Source organism: Algihabitans albus, assembly GCF_003572205.1.
GTDB lineage: Bacteria > Pseudomonadota > Alphaproteobacteria > Kiloniellales > DSM-21159 > Algihabitans > Algihabitans albus.
The window spans coordinates 320394-342367 of sequence record NZ_QXNY01000002.1; the positions used below are offsets into that span (position 1 = coordinate 320394).

The 21974-nt window shown below is 65.6% G+C and carries 21 protein-coding genes; 6 read left to right on the forward strand and 15 right to left on the reverse strand.

The annotated features are described in order from the left end of the window. From DBZ32_RS03110 to DBZ32_RS03120, 3 genes are all read right to left on the reverse strand, one after another. Positions 1–534 carry a GNAT family N-acetyltransferase gene (locus tag DBZ32_RS03110; protein ID WP_162906534.1) on the reverse strand — a complete coding sequence of 178 codons (534 nt, stop codon included), beginning with the start codon at positions 532–534 and terminating at the stop codon, positions 1–3. Beyond that, positions 531–2507: an ABC transporter substrate-binding protein gene (locus DBZ32_RS03115; RefSeq protein ID WP_119165649.1), complete on the reverse strand. Its 1977-nt coding sequence runs from the start codon at positions 2505–2507 to the stop codon at positions 531–533. The genes DBZ32_RS03110 and DBZ32_RS03115 overlap by 4 nt, the downstream gene beginning before the upstream one ends. 69 nt (positions 2508–2576) lie before the next feature. Further along, positions 2577–3443 (reverse strand): O-methyltransferase, encoded by an 867-nt coding sequence (locus tag DBZ32_RS03120; protein ID WP_119165650.1) that lies wholly within the window; start codon positions 3441–3443, stop codon positions 2577–2579. A 312-nt stretch (positions 3444–3755) separates the two neighbouring features. Between DBZ32_RS03120 and bluB the strand changes: the two genes are divergently transcribed. Further along, a complete protein-coding gene (bluB, locus tag DBZ32_RS03130) occupies positions 3756–4412 on the forward strand; it encodes a 5,6-dimethylbenzimidazole synthase (RefSeq protein WP_328587473.1) in 657 nt (218 codons plus the stop codon). A 160-nt stretch (positions 4413–4572) separates the two neighbouring features. Then, positions 4573–5751, forward strand: a complete 1179-nt coding sequence (locus DBZ32_RS03135; RefSeq protein ID WP_119165653.1) for a PQQ-dependent sugar dehydrogenase — start codon at positions 4573–4575, stop codon at positions 5749–5751. A gap of 117 nt (positions 5752–5868) precedes the next feature. Here the strand turns inward: DBZ32_RS03135 and DBZ32_RS03140 are convergent, their stop codons facing one another. Continuing rightward, the gene (locus DBZ32_RS03140) at positions 5869–7089 is read right to left on the reverse strand and encodes an MBL fold metallo-hydrolase RNA specificity domain-containing protein (RefSeq protein ID WP_162906535.1); all 1221 of its coding nucleotides are present in this window, start codon (positions 7087–7089) and stop codon (positions 5869–5871) included. A 31-nt stretch (positions 7090–7120) separates the two neighbouring features. Between DBZ32_RS03140 and DBZ32_RS03145 the strand changes: the two genes are divergently transcribed. Then, positions 7121–7459, forward strand: coding sequence for a hypothetical protein (locus DBZ32_RS03145; RefSeq protein ID WP_162906536.1), 339 nt, complete (start codon positions 7121–7123; stop codon positions 7457–7459). Between the two features lie 372 nt (positions 7460–7831). Here the strand turns inward: DBZ32_RS03145 and DBZ32_RS03150 are convergent, their stop codons facing one another. The 3 genes from DBZ32_RS03150 to DBZ32_RS03160 are packed head-to-tail and all read right to left on the reverse strand — an operon-like array spanning position 7832 to position 11288. After that, on the reverse strand, positions 7832–9832 hold the full coding sequence (locus DBZ32_RS03150) for a TRAP transporter permease (RefSeq protein WP_119165656.1): 2001 nt from the start codon (positions 9830–9832) through the stop codon (positions 7832–7834). A gap of 11 nt (positions 9833–9843) precedes the next feature. Further along, positions 9844–10332, reverse strand: a complete 489-nt coding sequence (locus DBZ32_RS03155; RefSeq protein WP_208539086.1) for a DUF1850 domain-containing protein — start codon at positions 10330–10332, stop codon at positions 9844–9846. Beyond that, positions 10329–11288, reverse strand: a complete 960-nt coding sequence (locus DBZ32_RS03160; RefSeq protein WP_208539087.1) for a TAXI family TRAP transporter solute-binding subunit — start codon at positions 11286–11288, stop codon at positions 10329–10331. The genes DBZ32_RS03155 and DBZ32_RS03160 overlap by 4 nt, the downstream gene beginning before the upstream one ends. A gap of 276 nt (positions 11289–11564) precedes the next feature. On the opposite strand from DBZ32_RS03160, the gene DBZ32_RS03165 reads away from it, so the two are divergent. Beyond that, on the forward strand, positions 11565–12437 hold the full coding sequence (locus DBZ32_RS03165) for a CmcJ/NvfI family oxidoreductase (protein WP_208539088.1): 873 nt from the start codon (positions 11565–11567) through the stop codon (positions 12435–12437). Positions 12438–12477: 40 nt separating this feature from the next. On the opposite strand, the gene DBZ32_RS03170 is transcribed toward DBZ32_RS03165, so the two are convergent. Continuing rightward, on the reverse strand, positions 12478–14187 hold the full coding sequence (locus tag DBZ32_RS03170; protein ID WP_119165657.1) for an FAD-dependent oxidoreductase: 1710 nt from the start codon (positions 14185–14187) through the stop codon (positions 12478–12480). A gap of 181 nt (positions 14188–14368) precedes the next feature. On the opposite strand from DBZ32_RS03170, the gene mazG reads away from it, so the two are divergent. Together mazG and DBZ32_RS03180 are read left to right on the forward strand one after the other, a co-directional pair. After that, positions 14369–15247 (forward strand): nucleoside triphosphate pyrophosphohydrolase, encoded by an 879-nt coding sequence (gene mazG, locus DBZ32_RS03175; protein WP_208539089.1) that lies wholly within the window; start codon positions 14369–14371, stop codon positions 15245–15247. After that, the gene (locus tag DBZ32_RS03180) at positions 15244–16020 is read left to right on the forward strand and encodes an SDR family oxidoreductase (RefSeq protein WP_162906537.1); all 777 of its coding nucleotides are present in this window, start codon (positions 15244–15246) and stop codon (positions 16018–16020) included. Before mazG ends, DBZ32_RS03180 begins: the two co-directional genes overlap by 4 nt. A gap of 35 nt (positions 16021–16055) precedes the next feature. Here the strand turns inward: DBZ32_RS03180 and DBZ32_RS03185 are convergent, their stop codons facing one another. The 7 genes from DBZ32_RS03185 to DBZ32_RS03215 all read right to left on the reverse strand — a co-directional run bounded on the left by DBZ32_RS03185 (position 16056) and on the right by DBZ32_RS03215 (position 21898). Beyond that, entirely contained in the window at positions 16056–17246 is a 1191-nt protein-coding gene (locus DBZ32_RS03185; RefSeq protein ID WP_119165659.1) for a LysM peptidoglycan-binding domain-containing M23 family metallopeptidase, read from the reverse strand. 23 nt (positions 17247–17269) lie between these two features. Further along, complete coding sequence (locus DBZ32_RS03190) at positions 17270–17926, reverse strand: protein-L-isoaspartate(D-aspartate) O-methyltransferase (protein WP_119165660.1); 657 nt, start codon at positions 17924–17926, stop codon at positions 17270–17272. After that, entirely contained in the window at positions 17923–18693 is a 771-nt protein-coding gene (gene surE / locus DBZ32_RS03195) for a 5'/3'-nucleotidase SurE (RefSeq protein WP_119165661.1), read from the reverse strand. Before surE ends, DBZ32_RS03190 begins: the two co-directional genes overlap by 4 nt. Beyond that, on the reverse strand, positions 18690–19964 hold the full coding sequence (gene serS / locus DBZ32_RS03200; protein ID WP_119165662.1) for a serine--tRNA ligase: 1275 nt from the start codon (positions 19962–19964) through the stop codon (positions 18690–18692). The genes surE and serS overlap by 4 nt, the downstream gene beginning before the upstream one ends. A 143-nt stretch (positions 19965–20107) precedes the next feature. Beyond that, the gene (gene tatC, locus DBZ32_RS03205) at positions 20108–20923 is read right to left on the reverse strand and encodes a twin-arginine translocase subunit TatC (protein ID WP_119165663.1); all 816 of its coding nucleotides are present in this window, start codon (positions 20921–20923) and stop codon (positions 20108–20110) included. A gap of 33 nt (positions 20924–20956) precedes the next feature. Further along, complete coding sequence (gene tatB / locus DBZ32_RS03210; RefSeq protein ID WP_119165664.1) at positions 20957–21547, reverse strand: Sec-independent protein translocase protein TatB; 591 nt, start codon at positions 21545–21547, stop codon at positions 20957–20959. An 81-nt stretch (positions 21548–21628) separates the two neighbouring features. Next, complete coding sequence (locus DBZ32_RS03215) at positions 21629–21898, reverse strand: Sec-independent protein translocase subunit TatA/TatB (RefSeq protein WP_119165665.1); 270 nt, start codon at positions 21896–21898, stop codon at positions 21629–21631. Between the last annotated feature and the right edge of the window lie 76 nt (positions 21899–21974).

Here is a 21974-nt window from a genome sequence, read left to right on the forward strand (position 1 = left end):
TTAGATCAGAACAGAAAGATCCGGCCATTCCATGCGGTAAGTCTCGACCGTATGCCCCATGAGGTCTTCCGGTCCGCGGTGGGCGACATGAGCGCCGAGGCGCAGGTAGAAGCGAACGGCTGCTTCGTTCGCCGCGAAAACCCGAAGATGGGCGCCGTAGTAGCCGTCCTGGCCGAGCCGTCTGGCGGCATCTCTCATCAGCCGCGCACCGAGACCGCGCCCGCGGCTGTCCGCGGCGACATGCAGGTTGTCGATGTAGGCGCTGTCGGGCCTGTTCGCCTCTTGGCAGGCATAGATGAAACCGCCGAGCCGCGCGTCGGACTCGGCCAACAGCAACAGACCGCCTCGCCCCGGCGTGGGGGCCAGCCGTTCTTGCCATTTGGCGGCGAGGTCTTCGGCAAGGGCTCCGTCGAGATAGGCGTCGGGCAGCAGCCCGCGGTAGCTGTCCCGCCAGGAGGCCAGGTGCAGAGCGGCTACGGCTTCGCAGTCTGAGGGCGCGCCGTCGCGCAGCGCGACGAGGTCGATCTCCGTCACCGCCGTGCGGGCTCCTCGATCCAGAGAGTTTCGGTTCGGTAGACCCCGAACTGCGCGCCTGGGTTCCAGTTGTAGATCGCCGTCTCGGGCAGATTGTGCAGACCCTCGCGCGCCACCACGGGCTGCGGAATCTGGGCCACAAGGCCGAAGGAAAAGACCTGCTCCGCATTGATCTCAAGGATCCGCTGCCAGGCGGCCAGGCGTCCCGCCCTGTCGGGAGCGGTCTGCCAATCCTGGTAGAGCTCCATCAGCTCAAGCGCGACTGGCAGGTCGGGCGCCTCGCCCGACTGACCCTTCGTCTCGAAGTACTGACCCCACTTCGGCCATTGATAGCTGTGCTGCTGAACCGGCACGAATTCGTTGGGCGGAAGATCCGCGGTCGGAATGCCGTTTTCCAGGCCGAAGGACATGGTCATCAGGGTGTCGCCGGCGAAGATCCGGTTGCGCAGCACTTCGCGCTGCAACGGCTTGATGAACAGCTTGATGCCGAGTCCGGCCCAGGCCTCCTTCGCCAACTCGAGGATATCGGTTTCCTGAAGGTTCTCGCCGGCGGTCTCCACGACGATTTCCATCGGCCGCCCGTCGGGCAGCAGGCGAACGCCGCGGCTGTTGCGCTTGCCCAGCCCGACCTCGTCCAGCAGGGCGTTGGCTGCGGTGCTGTCGAACTGCGCCCAGGCCTGACGATGTGTCTCGTCATGCAGCGGGGAGGCGGGGAGCACGGCTTGGTTGCCCGTAAGCCCGAGACCGAAATAGATGACCTGATTGATCAGCTCCCGGTCGATGGCGAGCGAGAGCGCGCGGCGAACCCTGACATCCCGGAACAGGTCGCGCCAAACCGCATCCTTGGCGTTCAGGTTGGGGTAAAGCGCCAGTTCGGAGGGTCGCACGGTTTCCCAGAGCCGCACGTTGTAGCCGCCGCGTTCCTCACCTTCCTTGAGGAAGGTATAGTCCGAGAAGTTGAGGCCGCGCGATTGAAGGTCGGAATCCCCGGCGCCTGTCTTGATCGGCAATAGCGAGCCGCCGACCACGTCGAGCACGAAGTGATCCAGGTAGGGAAGCTGCAGCCCCTCCGGATCGATCCGATGGAAGTAGGGGTTGCGCTCGGCCACGAAGCGCTGGCTCGGCGGCTTCGTGATCAGCCGCCAGGGTTGCAGCACCGGCAGGTCCGGATTGTCGAAGCCGTAGAGACTATCCATGCGGTTGTGCAGCTGCGCCCAGTTCCGCAGCCCCAGGTCCTCGGCCTTCGCCTGCAGGGCCGCCGGATCGCTGTGGGCTGGGTGGAACTGTTTCAGGTAGTGAGCCGGGGCATAGATGAAGAGCGGCCGCGCTCCGGCCAGCGCCGGCAGGAAGAAGGGGTTGGGCGCCGACCAGCTATAGCGCACGGTGGTCTCGTCGAGCACCTCGAAGACCGGCGCTTCTCCGTTTACGAGCAGGGTGATCGGCGGGCCGGCGGGAAAGCGCTTGTCGTTGTTGGCCATATCCTCCCACCAGTAGCGAAAGTCCGCTGCCGTGAAGGGGTGGCCGTCGGACCACCTGTGGCCGGGTCGCAGATGCAACGTAAAGATGCGGCCCTCTTCGACCTCCACCTTTTGCAGCAGATCCGGGACCAGCTCGAAGGTCTCGTCGAAGCCGACCAGGCGGGCGTAGCCGTAGACGGTGAAGAGGCGGACGTCCTTGTTGCGCCCGACCAGCATCAGCAGTTTGCCGCCGGGTTGGCCCAGGGTCTTGCCGTCGAAGTCGGCCACCAGGGGCAGCTCCGGCAGGCGCTCGCCGATGGGTGGCAGATCTCCGGCGGCCACCCGTTCGGCCAGCAGCGGCGGTTCGGCGAAGGTGCCGGGCAGCGGGGAATCGCTGCGCTCGAGCGTTTCGACCTCGGCCGCGGCCGCCGAAAAAACGGAGACCGTGACGAAAAGCAATGGAACGAGCAGGCTGCAGATCGGCAGGCATCGGAGGTGGGGCAAGCAGATCGTCATCTCGGCTCCCAACAAGATCCGCTCCGGAGGAGCGGGTGGACAGGCGGCATCAGGCCGTGTTGCGCCCCCTTACGCGAGGGGCTTGAGGCGGACGTAGGTCATCCCCGAGGGGGGATTATAGCGCGTGATGCAAGTCACGTCTGGCAAGACCACGAGCTTCTCGATCCGTGAGGCTACGTCCAGTGTATGTTTTGTTTCAAATCGATAGCGGTAGACCTTACCGCGACGTCTCCAGACGAGGTCCTCGCCGTCGGCGAGATCCGGATCCAATGCCATGGCCAAGGTCGGGATCGGGGGGCCGCCCGTGGCATAAAGGTTTTCGGCCGGAAAGTTGTCGTCGAGCAGAACGTGACGGAACCCGCGCGCCTGCGCCTCGGCCAGTCGGCGGCAGTGGTCCGTATGGTCGTCGAACCAAGCGAGCGATCTCGCCGGATCGATCGTCGGGAGTTCGGCGCCGATCCAGTCGCCCTCATGGAACATGACGCCCTCGGCGCGGTGGCGCAGTTGGCTGTGGTCGATATCGCAGGACAGAATCTCGGCCTCGGGCAGTGCCTGCCGAAGCAGCCAGGCCGAATGGCCTTGAAAGCTGCCGCTCTCCAGCACGAAGCGGGGCGCCAGAGCGCGCGCCACCAAGTAGAAGCAGAGCGAATCGTTGAACTGCATACCCCCCTTGTTGCTGGTCAGCGGCCGTTCGTCGTAGAGGCTTTGGAAGTCCCCGACGGCAGCCCGCAGCGGTTCCGCGACCGCTTCGACCTCGAGATCCCGGATGGCGGCGATTGCGGGGGCCAGGGCTTCCGCGAGATGGCCCGCCAGCTTCGCCCGAAGCTTCGGCGTGCAGAGGTCGGTCCGATCCTCCCGCCCGGTCCGGGGACGGTCTTCGCGTGGGCGTGGGTCGGGCTCTGCCGACGTGATATGAATACGGGAATCGCTAGGCATCTGTCATGTGATCCTAAGTGAAGCTTTATCAAGCAGATAGGGGGCTGCTCGGCGATCACCTGTGACCTAAGTCGCTAGAGTGCAAGCGGGAGCAAGAGACCGATGAAGGACGATGGCAGGGGAGCTCAAGCGAGCGGTGAGACGGGCGACGGCGATGACGGCACCCCGGCCCAGTTCGGGCGGCCAAAACCTGTCTCTCGGGCCCGCCGCCGTCGCGACCGCCTGATGCTTTTGGGGGGCGTGACCCTGGGTTTGGCGTTTTTCGCCCTTCTCACGTCCATCGGTCGGTAGAAGCGGACCCAAAGGCGTCCCGTGTCAGCGAAATCGGATCGTTCCAGCTTCGAGATGCCCTTCGGTCCCGACGACGCGGAGGCGCTTCGGCGCATCCTGATCTGGCGGCGCGACGTGCGTCATTTCTCGCGGGACCCGGTCGAGGAGCCCGTTCTCGATCGCTTGCGCCAGGCGATGGACTCTGCGCCCTCGGTCGGTAACGCCAGGCCTTGGCGCGTGATCCGCGTGGAGGATGCCGCACTGCGCGCGGCTGTCCGCAGCGAATTCGCCCGCTGCAATGCCGAGGCGGCCGAAGCTTACGACGAGGCCCGCAGGGCCGCCTATGCAAGTCTGAAGCTGGCCGGGCTCGAGGCGGCGCCGATCCAGCTTGCGGTCTTTACCGACATCGACCCGCCGGAGGGTCACGGTCTGGGGCGGCGGACGATCCCTCAGACGCTTCGGCAGTCCACCGCCATGGCGGTGCACACCCTCTGGCTCGCGGCGCGGGCGGAGAACATCGGCCTGGGCATGGTCTCGATCCTCGATCCGCAGGAGATGGAAAGACTGTTCGAGGCACCGCCGCACTGGGAATTCGCCGCCTACCTTTGCATCGGTTACGCCGCCTTCGACGACGATACGCCTTTGTTGCAGCGCGTGGGCTGGCAATCCTCCAAGCCTTCAAGCTGGCAGAGGCGTTGAGAGATTCGAACCGCTGCCGATTTTCCGAGGCGGCGGCGCTGCAGCTTCGCGACGCGCCGTTCCTTGCGACGACGCAAAGTGGGTGCAGTTGCCCGAGCCGTCACCATATTGATCGGACGATATCGCCGTTGAGACTCATTGCCGAACGAGGAGGTCCGAGATGAAGATGACAGGGAGCCTTTTTGGTACTGCGGCCGCGATTGCGCTTTCAGCCCCGATCCTGGCCGCGACCGCACAGGCGACGGTGGTGGTTTCCGAAGGGGAGGTGCCGCAGATTGATGATCTTCGCACCTCGACCGTGGTGTCCGACTTGGAGCATCCGTGGGGTATGGCCTGGCTGCCGGACGGGACGATTCTCGTCACCGAACGGCCGGGCCGGCTGCGCATGATCCGTGACGGTGCCTTGGTGGAAGCGGAAATCTCCGGCGTTCCCGAGGTCTTCGCAGAAGGGCAGGGCGGTTTGCTCGACGTCGCCGTGCACCCCGATTTCTCGGAGAACCGTCTGATCTATCTGACCTATGCGCAGGGAACGCCGGACGACAACCGCACCCTGATCGCCCGGGCCGTGCTGGACGACGAGGCGCTGCTCGACCTCGAAGTCATCTTCGAAGTGGAGGAGCAAAAGCCCGACACGCAGCATTTCGGCGCACGGCTGCTCTGGCTGCCGGACGGCACACTGCTCGCCAGCATCGGCGACGGCGGCAATCCGCCGGTCGAGATCGAAGGCGAACTGATCCGACTGCGGGCGCAGGAGGTTTCCAGCGCGTTCGGCAAGATCCTTCGCCTCAACGACGACGGGTCGGCTCCCGAAGACAATCCCTTCCTCGACGGCGAGGGCGTTGCCCCCTTCGTCTGGAGCTATGGCCATCGCAACGTCCAGGGCATGGCGATCGACCCTGAAACCGGTGCCGTCTGGGTCAACGAACACGGCGCGCTGGCCGGGGACGAGCTCAACAGCATCGTGCGCGGCGCAAACTACGGCTGGCCGGCGGCGACCTATAGTAAGGACTACGCCGGCGCGACGGAAATCTCTCCCCACACCAGCCTTCCCGATATGGCCGATCCGGTGCTTGTCTGGATGGACACGCAGGCGCCCTCCGGCCTCGTCGTCTACAGCGGCGATGTCTTTCCGGACTGGCAGGGCCACCTTCTCTCCGGCAGCCTCGCCGTCGGGGAGATCCGTAAGATCAGCCTCGATGACACCAATGCCGTGCGCGAAGAAATGTCGATCCCGATCGGTGCGCGGGTCCGCGATGTCCGCCAAGGCCCCGACGGCCATCTCTACGTCCTGACCGACGAGGAGGAGGGCGCATTGCTACGCATCGAGCCGGCGAGCTGAGGCTCGAAGAAACTAGAAGTCGCAGCGAGATTGGCTGTAGCACAGCTTCGGTGGTGACGGTCGAACGGAGATCGTCAGAAACCGTCTGTTTCCGCGAAGGTGAAGACGCGACCTGTTCTAGGTCTTTAGTGACGTCCGCAAGCGCCGCAGCGTGGCGGCGCGTGTCTTGTCGTCGCCCGCCTTGCTCAGCGCCCCGCGCAGATCGAGCAGGAACTGGGCATAGTCGTTGTGCCAGTCGGTTCGTCCAACGACCTTCGGAGGAAGGCGGTGTGGACCCGGTCGTTTGCGCGGTCCCCGGTCGCCGAGAAGATCGCCGGCGTCGTCCAACTGAGGCAGGTAGATACGTCGCCGCGACAGGCCGTTGTCGACCAGGAGCTCTCGAAGCGCGGCGCGCGCTCCGTCTTCGCCATGGGTGAGGAACAGCCCCCTGCGCAACGGCAGTCGACGCTTGGCCCAGGCTACGAGTTCACCTTGGTCCGCATGTCCCGAATAAACGTCGATCTTCCGGATATCGGCACGTACGGCCACTCCCTCACCATGGATTCTGACCGTCCCTTTCCCTTGTAGGAGCAAGTTGCCCAGGGTTCCCGGCGCCTGATATCCGGTGAAAAGCAGGGTCGAATCGCGTCGCCAGAGATGGCGTTTGAGATGATGGCGGATGCGTCCGGCATCGCACATCCCGCTTGCGGCCATGATGATGGTGCCGGAATTGAAACGGGCGATCGCCTTGCTTTCCTCAACGGTCGCGGTGAAGCGGATGTTGCGGCTCTGGAAGGGATTGCCGTCGTCCGGCACGTCCTCCAGGTCCCTCAGATGCGCCGTAAAGACGTTCGTGGCACGGATCGCTAGAGGCGAGTCCAGAAAGATCGGCACCTCCGGAACCTTGCCCTTGCGCATAAGCGCCGAAAGGTCCAGCAGCAGCTCCTGAGTCCTTTCGATGGCAAAAGACGGGATCAGCAGATTGCCGCCGCGCCGGAGCGCTGAATTGACCTCTTCGGCCAGGACCTTGCGGCGCTGCTGTACGGTCACCTGCGGTCGCGCCCGGTCGCCGTAGGTGGCTTCGCAGAACACGTAATCCAGGTTCTCGGGGGCTTCGGGCTGCGGGAGAAACAGCTTGTGGTCAGGTCCGATGTCGCCGGAAAACAGCAGGCGCAGCAGGCGTTGTTCGCGGTTGCCGGTTGAAATCTCCAGTTCGATCGAGGCCGATCCGAGGATATGTCCCGCATTCCAGTAGCGCGCCCGCACGCCCCCGCCGACATCTTCCCACTGATCGTAATCGACGGTGCGGATCTGCGTGAGGCAAGTCTCGGCATCGCCGCGGCCGTAGATGGGTGTCACGGAGGGACGCCCCCGCTGGGCATTTCGGCGATTGAGACGCGCGACCTCGGTCTCCTGGATATGGCCGCTGTCGGGCAACATGTACGTCAGCAGAGTTCGAGGTGAAGAGTTCTCACCGAAGGCCTTTCAAAGCCAGCTCCCCGAACCGTTGCGCGGAATCACCAAGTTCCACAAACGGGTGCGGAAGAGCGGCGTTGAGTGGTTCAAAGAGCACTGGAATTCCCCCCGCATCGAGGCATCCGACCACAAAGACGCAATTGCGAAACTTCATGATTTGTTCTCTCAGCTTCGCCCGGCGCTGCTGGAGATCCGCAGCGACGATCTTACGATCAGTGCTGTGCTGGTGTCCTACTGCCGACCGAGACAGTGAAGCTCTTCGCGGACGTCGGCGCGTCGCTTGATATCGACCAGTACTACCATGTCGACGACGATGAGACAGGGACACATCCGACTTGATGGCCGCGGCGGATCGGCTGGGCGAACTGCGCGACAGCTAAGCGCGGCCAGTTCGCACACCGCCAGGGTGCGCACCTCGATGCTCTCGCGCGGAGGCGCGTCGGCAAGGGGTGTTCGGCAGGGTCACGGCGCTGTACGGGCGCAGTCCAGCCATCGAACACGCTGAAACCATTGACGTTCTGATAGAGCATTATTCTCCATAATATATATTATGCGATAAATACTACGTGGGATTCGGTCTATCCCCCTTGGGGTTCACATACCCAAGCCGGCTTAGGCAAAGAGGCTAAAGAGGCTGTTCGTTGGGCAGACGCCGCGCCGCCAAGAAGTTCAAGCCCAGGATCGCCGCAGTGACGGCCACGCCCGCGATCTCGGCTGTCAGGTCCGGCCAGAACAACGCTATTGCAGCGCCCGCGAGCAGAAGGCGTTGCCAAAGCTGCAGCGGCGCGAAGAGATAGCTCTCGAGCGCGGCGGCGAAGGCGACGAGCGCCAGAATCGCGACCAGCCCGGTCCAAAGCAACAGCGGCAGCGGGCCGCCGAGGATGATGGCCTCGTTGTAGACCATGAAAAGCGGAATCAGGTAGAGGCCCTTGGCGAACTTCCAGGCCTGAAAGGCCGTCGCCATGGGTTTCGATCCGGCGATGGCCGCGCCGGCGAAACCCGCTAGCGCCACGGGTGGCGTGACGTTCGAGTCCTGGCTGTACCAGAAGACAACCAGATGCGCGATCAGGATCGCCATGCCGAACTCTTCGGACAGCGCGGGCCCGACCAGGATCACCAGCACGATGTAGGCCGCCGTCACCGGCAACCCCATGCCGAGGATCAGGCTGGCGATCGCCACCAGCACCAGAGCCAGCAGCAGATTGCCGCCCGAGAAGGCGATCATCATGGCCGAGAACTTGAGGCCCAGCCCGGTCAGGCCGACGACGCCGACGATGATGCCCGCGACCGCGCAGGCCAGCGACACGGCCACCGCGTTGCGCGCGCCCAGTTCGAGCGCTTGCAGCGTCAGCCGGACGCCTGACCCCAGCAGCGCCTGCAAGCCCGCCAGACTGGCCGCCTCTCCGTCTCGCGGACGCGTGACGAGGAAGTCCCAGAGCGCCCTGCCCGCCGCCGCCGCGATCACTGCGATGATGGCGTAGAAGCCGACGCGCAGCGGCGAATAGCCGGAGATCAGCAGGCCGATCAGGGCTAGGAGCGGCACCAGGAAGTGCCAGCCGCCCGCCAGGACCTCGCGCACTCGCATCAGCTCCGAGGCAGGCAGGCCGCGCATCCCTTGCTTCACGGCCGCGAGGTGCACCAGCAGATAGACCGTGCCGAAATAGAGGAAGGCGGGAAAGATCGAGACGAGAACGATCTGGAGATAGGGAATCTGGGTGAACTCGCTCATGAGAAACGCGCCGGCCCCCATGAGCGGCGGCATGATCTGTCCGCCCGTCGAAGCCGCGGCCTCGACACCGCCGGCCTGCGCCGGGCGATAGCCCAGACGCTTCATCAGCGGGATGGTGAAGGCGCCGGTCGTCACCACGTTGGCGATGGCCGAACCCGAAATCGAGCCCATACCGGCCGAAGCGATGACGGCGGCCTTGGCGGGGCCGCCGCGCTGGCGGCCGGTGGCGGCATAGGCGAGGTCGATGAAGAAGCGCCCCGCGCCGGTGACCTCCAGGAAGGCACCGAACAGCACGAACACGAAGACAAAGGTCGCGGCGACGCCCAGCGGCAGGCCGAAGATCCCCTCCGCCCCCAGGGTCATCTGGCTCGACAGCCGATCGATGGAATAACCGCGATGGGCCAGGATGCCGGGCAGCCACTCGCCGAACCCGGGCAGCGCTCCGCGCTGGCCGGCCATGGCATAGAACAGCGCCGTGGCCCCGATCAGGGTCATCACCAGCCCGACGGCGCGGCGCGCAGCCTCGAGCACGACCAGCGTCGTGACGATCCCGATGATCACGTCGATCTGGCGGGGCACGATGGCGGTGGCGATGATGTCGATGTTGAGTGGCACCCATAGCCCCACCAGGATCCCACAGACGATCAACGGGCCGTCGATCAGCCAGCCCCCCAAGCCGCGCGCGCGGTAGAGCCCGGTGACCGGGAACATCAGGAAACAGAGCACCAGGATGAAGCCCAGGTGAATTGGGCGGAGGTAGAACAGGCCGATGGGCTGAATGCCGGCGCTATAGAGTTGGAACAGCGACAGCGCGATGCCGACCACCGCGACGATCCGCAAGATGAACCGCGGCTGCGCCGCCGTGGGGCGGAGTCCTTCGGAGCCTGCGTCGGTCATCGGGGCCTCGGCTACTCGGAGGTCAGCGCGAGGGTGACACGCGCGCGGGGCGCGGCACGGCTGAGCGAGACCTCGGCGCGCGCCGTACGGAGCCGGTGGTCGACCGCGGGTCCCCCGGGCCGCAGGATATAGGCATTGCCGGGGACCGGTTCGTCCAGCTCTTCGATCAGATAGCCCCCCTGCCCGTCGGAGCGCTGAACGCCCCGGCCCGGGATATGGCCCAGACCGGCGGCGAAATCGGGCTGGAGGCTTTTTACGAGCACCATCGCGCCGCCCCGATTTTCATAGCAGTCCTGAACTTCGAAGCCGTCGACCGAGTGGCGCCAGACCACGCACCAGCCGCTGCCCTCGGGCATCTCCAGCCGGGCGATCTCCGTCCCGTCTTGCAAGCGTGCCGTCAAGACGTCGGCCCTTGCACGTTCCGTCAGGGCGAGTGTGCCGGTCAGGCCGAGGGTAGCGGCTAGGGCGGCAGCTCCTGCCGCCGCCCCAAGCCGTGTCACGGACGCAGCCGGTCCGGAATCTCGGTGCCGATCTCCTCGTAGTAGCGGATCGCGCCGGGATGCAGTGGGACCGGCGTCGCCGAAATGGTGAACTCGACCGTGGTCTGGTTCGCGGCCGGATGTACGGCTTGCAGCTGCTCGATGTTCTCGAACATCGCCTTGGTCGTGGCATAGGCCAGATCGTCCGACATCTCGGCGGATACCACGAGCACGTTGGGGATACCCAGTGTCGGCACGGCGTCGGCCAAGCCCTCGTAGGTGCCGCCTGGCAGATCGACCGAGGCCATCACCGCCGACTCCGCCTGCGCCGCCTCGCGCTCGGCATCGCTGAGCGGGAGAATGCGGATCGCATTGGTGGTCGCCAGGTTCAGGATCGAGCTGGTGGGAGCGCCGACCGACCAGAAACCGGCGTCGATGTCGCCGTTCCGCAGCGCGTCGGCCGTCTCGTTGAAGTTCAGCCGCTGCTCTTCGATATCGTCGTAGGTGATGCCGTTGGCATTGAGGATCGTCTGGGCGTTGATCTCGGTGCCTGACCCTGGCGCGCCGACCGAGACGCGCTTGCCGGCCAGATCGGCCAGCGAGGTGATGCCGCTGTCCTCCAGCGTCACGATCTGAATCATGTTGGCATACATCGAGGCCAGCGCCCGGGTCATGGGAAGCTGGCTGCCCTCGAAGCGGCCGGTCCCGCTATAGCCCTGGAAGACCACGTCGGCGAGCGCAAGCGCGTAGTCGCTATCACCCGTTGCGATGAGACCCATGTTTTCGGCCGAAGCGCCGGTGACTTCCGCCACGGCGGCATAGCCGTCCACATGATTGTTGATCACCTCCGCCAGACCGCCGCCCATCGGGAAGTAGACACCGCCGGTGCCGCCGGTTGCGATCGAAAGCTGCTGTTGTGCCATCGCGGGCGTACCTGCAAGCAGGACGGTCGCGGCCAAAATCTTTGCGTACTTCACTCTCGTAGCCTCCCAAAAGCTTGTTGTTGCGCCGGAACCTATCAACTGGCCCGGTCGCTGCCAAGCGGCGCGGCAAGGCCATGTCGCCGGGCCGCTGTTGCGGTCTGCCGGGATCGGAGGGTCGCGGAATTATCTGTTCTTAAAATTCACAAATCATTGCATAGGAGTCGCTATTAATCTTTATGGGGAAAAATCCATTTCCGTTCAGACAGGGTTTAACGACCGAGGCCGATATGACTCCGGCCGGGGTAGACGGGTCTTCCAGGAGAGATAGACGTGATCAATCAGCCCCTTTCCTCCACGCAGCTCGAGACCGCTTCCATCGAGGCTTCGGGAGCTGTCGTCGGCTCTCTCAATTTCATTCGGCGTCAGGACAGCAAGCCGGTCATTCACAGCGCCGCGCTGACCGGCGATGTACCGCGCTTCTTCTTCGGGACCGAAGAACGTTCGGTGTCTCTGGCGGACATGCGGCCGCTCGCTCGGACACTGTCTCTGGATCGCCAAGGCTTCACGCTCCAGCGCCGCCCGACCGCCGTGACGGACTTCTACGACGATGCGGCGATTGCGGAGGTCTACATCCCGGAGATCGAGGCTTTGCTGCGGAATGAACTGGGCGCCGGCCGGGTGATCGTCTTCGACAGCACGCGGCGCTCCGACAGCCAGCTCGGCGCCGCAAACCCCGACGGCCGGCGCGGTCCGGCAACCAGGGTTCATGTCGATTACACCATCACGAGCGGCCCGCAGCGGCTGCGCGATCTGCTCGGGGAGGCGGAAGCTCAACGTCTGCTCGGCAGCGACGTAAGGGTTGCCCAAGTCAACGTTTGGCGCCCGATCCGCGGCCCCGTGCGGCGCTCTCCCCTCGCCCTTGCCGACGCCGCGACGATCCGGGCCGAGGATCTGATCGCCACAGACCAAGTCTTCCCCGAGCGGACGGGCGAAATCTACCATCTCGCCTACCATCCGGCGCAGCGCTGGTACTACGCGCCCGAGATGACGCCCGACGAGCTGTTGCTGATCAAGGGCTGGGACAGCCTGGATGATGGGCGTGCCCGCTTCACACCTCACAGTGCCGTGGTGCTCCAGGACGTGCCGAAGGATGCTCCGCCGCGCGAGAGCATCGAGGTGCGCACGCTGGTGGTGTTCGACTAGAGCAGGATCGCCCTCGAAACCTATTCTGGACCGGGTGACGTCAGACTCTGCCCTTGGCCGCTTCGGACGAACTCGCCATCTCCGCCAGCACGCGGTGCAGGAACTGTACGGCGATCGACCCTTCCCCCACCGCGGAGGCGACCCGTTTGACCGAGTTGGCGCGGACATCGCCGACCGCGAAAACGCCCGGCTGGCTGGTTTCGAGAAGTTCGGGTCCACGCTCCAGCGGCCAGTCTTTCGTGACGGCGGGACCCGTGCAGACGAATCCCTTCTCGTCGAGCAAGACGCAGTCGCCGAGCCAGGCCGTGTTTGGGACGGCGCCGATCATCAGGAAGAGGTTCGAGATCTTGTGGCTCTGCGCTTCGCCGCTCTGGCGGTTCCGCCAGGCGATGGTCTCCAGGTAGCGGCTGCCGCTCAAGGCGGTGATTTCGGTGTGGCGGTGCAGGGTGATGCGCGGCGAAGAATCGATCCGGCCGACCAGATAGTCCGACATACTGGCGGCAAGATCGCCGCTGCGGATCAGCATGTGCACATGAGCCGCATGACGCGACAGGAAAACGGCGGCCTGACCGGCGGAGTTGCCGCCGCCCACGACGACGACCTCTTCGCCGCCGCAGAGATCGGCCTCCAGCGCCGTGGCCGCATAGTGGATGCCGAAGCCCTCGTAGTCGCTCAGGTTGTCGAGATCGAGCGAGCGGTAGGTGGCGCCGGAGGCGATGACGACGGAGCGGGCGTTGAAACGCCCGCCGTCCTCGGTATTGATTGCATAGGGGTAGCTGCCGCAGTCGAGCGAGACCGCCCGGCGCGGGACCGAGATCACGGCTCCGAACTTCTGCGCCTGGACTTGAGCGCGGCCGGCCAGGGCCTGGCCCGAAATCCCGGTGGGGAACCCAAGATAGTTCTCGATCTTCGAGCTCGTGGCGGCTTGTCCGCCCGGCGCTTCGGCCTCCAGTACCAGGGTGCTGAGGCCCTCGGACGCTGCGTAGACCGCGGCGGCGAGACCCGAGGGTCCCCCACCCACCACCACGACGTCGCAGGCTTCCGACCCGTCGGGTTCCTCGAACAGCCCCAGCTGTTTCGCCAGATCCAGCGTTGAGGGATTCTCGAGGCCTTCGGTCAGGACGCCGAAGACGGCCGGCAGGCGGGTCTCATCCCAACCCCGCTCCTTCATGAAGTTGGCGGCTTCCCCATCGCCCTCGGTATCGAGGCTGCGGACCGGATAGCCGTTCCGCCGCAAGAAGCGTTCCAGGCGCTGGGTATCACGACTGCGCCGCGGCCCGACCAAAACGACGCCGCCTTGGGTTTCCTGGATCAGGCCCATGCGCCGCAGGATGAGAGCCCGTGTCACGATTTCACCGATCTCGGGCTCTGCCGTCAGCAGACGCTTCAACTGGGCGCGGTTCAGCCTCAGGACTTCCCCGTCCTCCCCCATGCGTCCGCTGACCAGGATCTTGCGGTCGTTGAAGAGGTCGAGTTCGCCGGTGAAGTTCCGCTCCCCGTGAATCGTGATCACCTGCTCGTCACCGTGGGCAGGATCGACGATCTCGATGCAGCCCTTGAGGATGACGAAGCAGTCGACCCCCCGCTCGCCGCGCGTAAAGACGGCGTCGCCCTTGGCGAGAGTCTGTCGCGTGCCGAAGGGCTCGGCTCGGGCGATCTGGTCCTGCGTGAGCTTCGGAAAGATCTGTGCCTCGCGCTTGTAGGGGTCGCTCGTGTTCGCGGCAGGCTCGGCGGCGGACAGATCTGCCATGTTTTCGCTCCTTTGGTTGAATAAGCCCGAAGATCGTGTGCCGGACAGGCACCGTCAATGCCCGCGGTCGGACGCCGGCCGGGTGACGTCGCCGTTTGGGTCATGGTGCCGGTTGGTCATACCGGTTATGCCGCCTCCCCCATCTTGCCGGCGCGCCGGCAATTGCTAGACTGCAGCTCAGATGCCCGATTCCAGACCACCCTCTCCGAGATCGACGTCCTCGATTCAGGCCTTGGAAAGCCTGGCGCCGATCGAGCGGCTGCTCGCCGTGATGGCGCGTCTTCGCGACCCCGACGGCGGCTGCCCTTGGGACCTGGAACAGAGTTACGCGACCATCGCGCCCTACACCATCGAAGAGGCCTACGAGGTCGCCGATGCCATCGAGCGCGGCGACTTGAGCGACCTGAAGGACGAGTTGGGCGATCTGCTGCTGCAGGTGGTCTTCCATGCACAGATGGCCGCCGAGGAGAACGCCTTCGACTTCGCGGCGGTGGCCGAGGCCGTTGCGGAGAAGATGATCCGCCGCCACCCGCATGTCTTCGGGACGGCCGACGCCGAAGCAGCCGAGACCGTGATGGTCAATTGGGAGACGATCAAGGCGGCCGAGCGGGCCGCCAAGGCGCAGGACGGAAGCGTATCGGCCCTCGACGGCGTGGCCCGGGGACTGCCGGCCCTCCTGCGCGCGGTGAAGCTTCAGAAGCGTGCCGCGCGCGTCTCCTTCGATTGGGGCGCGGTCGCGCCGGTCATCGCCAAGATCGAAGAAGAACTGGAAGAGCTGAAGGTCGAAATGGCGCGAGAGCAGCCCCACCCTGAACGGCTGCAGGACGAACTGGGCGATTTGCTCTTCGCCGTGGTCAACCTGGCGCGGCATTTGAAGATCGATCCGGAAGCGGCTCTCCGGCATACCAACAACAAGTTCGAACGTCGCTTCCGCGCTCTCGAAGCCGAGTTGACGGCTGGAGGCGCCGACCTGGCCCAGGCCGGGCTGGAGGCGATGGAGGCTGCCTGGCAACGTGCCAAGGCCGCAGAAACCAAGAAGCAAGATGAGGAGGCCTCATGATCGCCGGCGTCGACCCCAGAAGCATGACCGTTTTCGTGACCGGTGCCACGGCCGGCTTCGGCGCCGCCTGCGCCCGCCGTTTCGCCTCTGCCGGGGCGAAGGTGATCGTGACGGGCCGTCGGGCCGAGCGGCTTCAGGCGCTGGCCGACGAACTCGGCGAGCGCGTCCATCCGCTGCCGCTCGACGTTCAGGACCGGGCGGCGGTGGAGGCGGCCGTCGCCAGTCTGCCCGCCGACTTCGCCGAGATCACGCTGCTGATCAACAACGCCGGCCTGGCTCTCGGGCTGGAAGCGGCCCAGGACGCGAATCTGGCCGACTGGGAGACGATGGTCGATACCAACATCAAGGGTCTGCTCTACTGCACCCGCGCCATCCTGCCGGGCATGGTCGCGCGCGGTGAGGGACATGTGATCAACGTCTCGTCGGTAGCCGGCAGCTACCCCTACCCTGGCGGCAACGTCTACGGTGCGACAAAGGCCTTCGTGACGCAGTTCTCGCTCAACCTTCGGGCCGATCTCTTGGGCAAGAAGGTGCGGGTGACCTGCATCGAGCCCGGTCTGTCGGAGACCGAATTCTCCGAAGTTCGCTTTAAGGGAGACGCCGAGAAGGCCCAGACGATTTATGAAGGCCTCAAGCCCATGGCGAGCGAGGACATCGCGGAGTGCATTTTCTTCGCCGCCACCCTGCCCCGGCACGTCAACGTCAACCGCCTGGAGATGATGCCGGTGGTGCAGGCCTTTGCGCCCCTCGCCGTGCATCGCAGCGGCAGCTAGAGCATCTACGTGCATCGCAGCGGCGGCTGAAAAAACTAAGCCGCGCCATCCAGCATCTGCAGCGGATCGACGGCGTTGGTGCCCTTGCGGATCTCGAAGTGCAGTTGCGGCTGGTCGACGGCGCCGGTGGAGCCGACCCGTGCGATGGCCTGGCCGCGCCGCACCGTTTCGCCGAGCCGCACCGTGACGCTGTCGGCATGGGCATAGGCGGTGACCCAACCGTCGGCGTGCTTGACCAGCACGAGCTGACCATAGCCTCTCAACTCCGATCCGACATAGGCGACCACACCGTTCTCGGCCGCCTGGATTGGCGCGCCCCGCGGTGCGGCGATATTGATGCCGTCGTTGTGACGCCCACCGTCCTGTGGGCCGTAGGGCGAGAGGATGCGGCCGCGCAGAGGCCAGCCGAAGCGCCCGCCGGACCGTGGCGGCGGTTGCGGGATGGCCGCGGTCTGGGTTTGGCGTGGAGCCTGAACGACCGGTGCCGGCGTTTGGTTTGCGGGCTGCGCGGAGGGCGGTTCCGCCGCCGTGCCGGGACGGCGCGGCGGTAGCGGCGGTCCGCCTGCGCGGCCTTCGGCGCCTGGCTCCACCCTCGGCGTGGTTTCGGCGGGCGGAGAGGATTGGGCGAGAGGCGGCTGCGGCAGAGGAGCTTGTTGCTGGGGGGCCAGTTGCTGCGGGACCTGCTGCCGAGAGAGCGGCGTCGGTGGTGTCGGAGGCTCGGGCAGAGGCTCCGGGAGCACCGCGACCTCGGTCCTGAGGCCCGGTTCGGGCAACACCAGTCTTTGACCCACGCGAATTTCGTAGGGTGGACCGACACCGTTGATGCGGGTCAACTGGCTCATGTCGACGCTGTGCATCCGCGAGATGCCGTAGACGGTCTCGCCCGGCTTGACCAGATGGACCTCGGCACGCGGCACGATCAGGTCCCGTCCGACCTCCAGCTCATAGGGCGGCGCCAATCGGTTGGTATCGATCAAAGCCCGCAGCGGTAAGCCGGCACGCCGGGCGACGCCATACACCGTATCGCCCGCCTGCACGCGGTAGAGCCCGCCCGGAATCGGCAGCTCCTGCTGTTGAACGGCAAAGCCGACGGGGGTTGCCGGACGACGGGGCGGCAGCGGCGGCGGCTCCATCGGGGTCACGCCCGGCTCGGGCAGAGAGGCCGTCTGCAGACAGCCGGAAAGCCCCAGCGTTACGGCCAGGGCCAGCAGGAGCGGCCGCGACACGGCCCCTCTCTGTTTGGCCCGTCTCACGCCGATTTGCCGCCGGCGAAGGCCGGCGGATCGCCCACCAGAGGAACGAAGCGAACCATGCCGAGCCGCGTCTCGCGGACCCCGTGGTCGGTCTTCTCCAACTTGATCAACTCTTGCGACCGTCCCGTCTCGCCGACCGGCAGCAGCATGATTCCACCGGGACGGAGCTGCGCCAGCAGAGGTTCCGGCGGCAGCGCCGCGGCACAGGTCACGATGATGCGGGGAAAGCTACGCGGTTCCGGCCAGCCGTGGCTGCCGTCGCCCAGGCGCGTGGTGACATTGTGCAACCGCAGCTCCGCGAAGCGCGCTTCCGCCTCGTCCAGCAAGGGTTTGTGCCGTTCGATGCTGTAGACCCGGCGAGCGAGACGCGCCAGCACGGCGGCCTGATAGCCGGAGCCCGTGCCGATCTCGAGTACGGTCATGGTCTTGTCGACGGCCAGTTCCGCGGTCATCTGCGCCACCACTTCGGGTTGGCTGAGAGTCTGCCCCTGCCCGATCGGCAACGCCAGGTTTTCGTAAGCTTGGTCGCGGAAAGCATGAGGCACGAAGAGTTCGCGCGGCACGCGCTCGAGCGCGGCCAACACCTCGGTGCTGGCGATACCCGCACGCCGCAACTGCATCAGCAGCCGGATCTTGCGGGCCTCCAGCGTCACCCGAAGCGCGCCTTCAAGGCGGTCAGGGCGCTGTGATGGGTCAGGTCCAGGTACAGCGGCGTGAGGGCGATAGCCCCCTCTTCGACCGCAGCCAGATCGCTCTCGCGGTCGCTGGTCGTGTCGGCCGCCCAGTCGCCGATCCAGACGTAGGGCCGGCCGCCCGGATCTTCGCCTTCGACCAAACCGACCGAGGCGTCGCGCCGGCCGGTGTGGGTCACGCGGACCTCCGTCACCTCGGCGGCCGGGCGCGGGGGAAAGTTGACGTTGATCAGCTGGTCGCGCTGCCAGTCGAAACCGTGAAGCTGCTCGACCAGCCGGGGGATCCAGGCTTCCGCCGGAGCAAAGTCCACCGGTTGGCCCGGAACCCCGACCTGGCTGAAGGCAATCGCGCGCAGGTCCAGGAAAGCGGCTTCCATGGCTGCCGCCACCGTGCCGGAGTAGCCGACGTCCTCCGCCAGATTGGCGCCGTGGTTGACGCCCGAGAGCACCAGGTCCGGGCGCCGGTCCTCGAGCAGCTTGTTGACGGCAACCAGCACGCAGTCGGTCGGCGTGCCGTCGACCGCCAGACGCCGCTCGCCAAAGCGCCGCACCCGCAGGGGGCGCCGCGTCGTCAGCGAGTGACTGGTCGCCGACTGCTCGACCTCGGGCGCCACCACCCAAACGTCGTCGCTCAGACTGCGCGCCGCAGCCTCCAGCACCTGCAGGCCGGGTGCATGGATACCGTCGTCGTTGGTGACCAGAATGCGGGCTTGCTTGAGTTCCGTCATGCGAGGGCGATGCGCTCCTGTCCGCCGAGGTAGGGCTGCAGGGCTTCGGGGACCCCTACCGATCCGTCCGCCTGCTGGTAGGTCTCCAGGACGGCGATCAGGGCGCGGCCGACGGCCACGCCAGAGCCGTTCAAGCTGTGCAGGAAACGGGTCCCCTTCTCGCCTTCGGGCCGAAAGCGGGCCCGCATCCGGCGGGCCTGGAAGTCTCCCGTGTTGGAGCAGCTGGAAATCTCCCGATAGGCCTCCTGCCCCGGCAGCCAGACTTCCAGATCGTAGGTCTTGCGCGCGCCGAAGCCGGTGTCGCCGCTCGCGAGGACGACCACGCGGTAATGCAGCCCCAGGCGCTTCAGGACCTCCTCCGCACAGGCCGTCATGCGCTCGTGTTCTTCCTCCGACCGCTCCGGCAGCGTGATCGAGACCAGTTCGACCTTCTCGAACTGATGCTGGCGCAGCATGCCGCGCGTGTCGCGTCCGGCCGCGCCGGCCTCCGAGCGGAAACAGGGCGTGTGCGCCGCGAAGCGCAACGGCAGCTCCGCTTCGTTCAGAATCGCCTCGGCCGCCAGATTGGTCAAAGGCACCTCTGCCGTCGGAATCAGCCAGTAGCCCTCTTCGGTGCGGAACTGATCTTCGCCGAACTTCGGAAGTTGTCCGGTTCCGAACAGTACGTGGTCGCGCACCAGAAGCGGCGGCTGGACTTCGAGGTAACCATGTTCCTGGGTGTGCAGGTCCAGCATGAACTGGGCCAGGGCCCGATGCAGCCGCGCGACCTGGCCCTTGAGCACGACGAAACGCGCGCCGGACAGCTTGGCCGCGGCCTCGAAGTCGAGGCCTTCGAGGCCTTCTCCGATGTCGAAGTGCTCCTTGGGCGCGAAGTCGAACCGGGCCTTCTCGCCGTGAATCCGCAGCGTCTTGTTGGCGCTCTCGTCGGCACCCTCAGGCACCTCGGGAGCGAGCGCGTTCGGCAGGCCGGCCAGCAGGGTGTCCAGGTCCTCGCCCAGGCCGCGCTCGTCCTCCTCGGCGGCGGCCATCTTGTTCTTGAGGTCAGCAACTTCGGCCATCAGGTCCTCGGCCGGCTCGCCCGTCCGCTTCTTCCGGCCGATTTCTTTCGAGGCCTCGTTGCGTCGCGCCTGCATCTCCTGCAGCGCCGTCTGCGCGCGGCGGCGGCGGCCGTCGAGGTCCAGGATCCGGGGCGACTGCGGCGGCAGAGCGCGGCGTGCCATGGCGGCGTCGAAGTCGTCAGGCGCTTCGCGGATCCAGCGGAGATCGTGCATCGAACGGAAATCCGGTATTTGGGGAAAGAGCGCGGGCCTTGCAAAAGCCACTGGTGACGTCCGGCTTATAGGCTGCGTCGCCGCGTCGCGTCTAGGGTCGCAAGGCTGTCACAGAGCGGCGGAAAAACCGCCCGAACGGGCCGTCAGCTCTCAAGCTCACGGTCGAGTTCTTCCTGCCGTTGGCGGCGCCGACGCTCGACCAGCTTCGCCATGTAGATGGAGATTTCGTAGAGCAGCACGATCGGCACCGCGAGACTGATCTGCGAGATCGGGTCCGGCGGCGTGAGCAGGGCCGCGACGACGAAAGTGGCGACGATGGCGTACTTGCGCTTTTTCGCCATGCCTTCCGACGAGGCGATCCCGACCCGCGCCAGCAACGTCATGATGACCGGAAGCTGAAAACAGAGGCCGAAGGCGAAAATCAGCTTCATGGTCAGCGAAAGGTACTCGTTGACCTTGGGCTCAAGCTGAATCGCCAGAGTGTCGGCCCCGCCCGGTGCCTCGAACTGGATGAAAAAGTCCCAGGCGAGCGGCAGGATCGCGAAGTAGACCAGCGCGCCGCCGATGAAGAAGAGGATCGGCGAGGCCACGAGGAAGGGCAGAAACGCCATCTTCTCGTGCTTGTAGAGCCCCGGCGCGACAAACCTGTAGATCTGCCCGAGAAAAACCGGACAGGTCACGAAGGCGGCGGCGAAGAAGGCAACCTTGACGTAGGTGAAAAAGACCTCCGTCAGGTTTGTGAAGATCATGCGCCGCGCTTCGCCCTGCTCCAGCCCGATCTCCAGCAGGATGTCTGCCAGCGGCTTGACCAGGAAGCGGTAGATCTCGTCCGCCAGGAACCAGGCGCCGATGAAGGCGACAACCAAGGCTCCGACCGAATAGAGCAGACGGGTGCGCAGCTCGATCAGGTGATCGAGTAGCGGCATCTTCTGCAGGTCTTCCTTGGTCGCGTCGGTCATCTGATGTCCGTTGCGGTCTCACTATCGACGCGGTCAGCCAATGGAGCCGCCGGCCTTGCTCGCCGTGTTTTCGGTCGTGGCCGCCGTTCCGGTCTCGGCACCCGTTTCACCTGGCTTGGGTGGTGTTTTCGGCGCGAGCTCGGCTGGCGCTTCCTGCGTCTGTTCCTCGGGCGGGCGGACTGAGTTGCCGGGCGCTATCTTCGCCGGGTGCTTGACCACCTTGGCGCCCGGCGTCTCGTCGGCCTCCGATCCGCCCGAAGTCGGCTTGCTCGACCGCTCGGCCTCAGCGTCGGCCTTGGCCGTGGTCCTGCCGGGCTCTTCGATCCTCGTGGCCGACCGCAACGCCTTGGCTTCGGCGTCCAGTTCGCCATCCGGATCGACAGCTTCGGCGATGCGCTTGGTCAAGTTACCGCGCTTGGTGGCCTCCAGCGCCTTGCGCGCGTCGTCGAGCTCGGCCTCGCGGACCATCTCGTCGACGCCCGACTGGAACTCGCGGGCAAGCGAGCGGGCTTTACGCACCCACTGTCCGACGGTACGCAGGGTTCCCGGAAGATCCTTCGGACCGATGATGATGAGCGCCAACATGGCGATCACCAACATCTCGGTCCAGCCTATGTCAAACATGGCCTAGCCCGGCGCTGGCGGAAAAAGGACGTGATGCAGAGCATCGCGTTTGCCTGCATCACTTGTGCATCGCTGGCACACTTAACCGTTGGCGACTTTCTTGTCGTCCTTGGACTCGGTCTCGGCGGACCGTGCGGCCGTTGCTGTGGTCGCCGTCTCCTTGTCCTGCTCCAACTTGGCCGAGGAGGCCTCCTCCGAATTCTCGTCGGAGTTGCTTTCTTCCTTCAGGCCGCGCTTGAACTGGTTGATGCCTGAGCCGACGTCCTTCATCAGCCTCGGAATCTTACCAGCGCCGAACAGCAGAACGACGATCAAGACGACGATCGCGATCTGCCAAAAGCTGATACCCATAAAGGTCTCCTTATTGGGACGTCCCGTCAGCCCGGATTGAATCCGGACTATCGCAAAAAGCCTTCACAACCGCAAT

What these genes read in the sequence shown, in the direction of transcription:
- DBZ32_RS03115 (WP_119165649.1), bottom strand. Translation starts at nt 2,507, where the DNA reads ATGACGATCTGCTTGCCCCACCTCCGATGCCTGCCGATCTGCAGCCTG.
- DBZ32_RS03120 (WP_119165650.1), bottom strand. Translation starts at nt 3,443, where the DNA reads ATGCCTAGCGATTCCCGTATTCATATCACGTCGGCAGAGCCCGACCCA.
- DBZ32_RS03135 (WP_119165653.1), top strand. Translation starts at nt 4,573, where the DNA reads ATGAAGATGACAGGGAGCCTTTTTGGTACTGCGGCCGCGATTGCGCTT.
- DBZ32_RS03150 (WP_119165656.1), bottom strand. Translation starts at nt 9,832, where the DNA reads ATGACCGACGCAGGCTCCGAAGGACTCCGCCCCACGGCGGCGCAGCCG.
- DBZ32_RS03170 (WP_119165657.1), bottom strand. Translation starts at nt 14,187, where the DNA reads ATGGCAGATCTGTCCGCCGCCGAGCCTGCCGCGAACACGAGCGACCCC.
- mazG (WP_208539089.1), top strand. Translation starts at nt 14,369, where the DNA reads ATGCCCGATTCCAGACCACCCTCTCCGAGATCGACGTCCTCGATTCAG.
- DBZ32_RS03180 (WP_162906537.1), top strand. Translation starts at nt 15,244, where the DNA reads ATGATCGCCGGCGTCGACCCCAGAAGCATGACCGTTTTCGTGACCGGT.
- surE (WP_119165661.1), bottom strand. Translation starts at nt 18,693, where the DNA reads ATGACGGAACTCAAGCAAGCCCGCATTCTGGTCACCAACGACGACGGT.
- serS (WP_119165662.1), bottom strand. Translation starts at nt 19,964, where the DNA reads ATGCACGATCTCCGCTGGATCCGCGAAGCGCCTGACGACTTCGACGCC.
- tatC (WP_119165663.1), bottom strand. Translation starts at nt 20,923, where the DNA reads ATGACCGACGCGACCAAGGAAGACCTGCAGAAGATGCCGCTACTCGAT.
- tatB (WP_119165664.1), bottom strand. Translation starts at nt 21,547, where the DNA reads ATGTTTGACATAGGCTGGACCGAGATGTTGGTGATCGCCATGTTGGCG.
- DBZ32_RS03215 (WP_119165665.1), bottom strand. Translation starts at nt 21,898, where the DNA reads ATGGGTATCAGCTTTTGGCAGATCGCGATCGTCGTCTTGATCGTCGTT.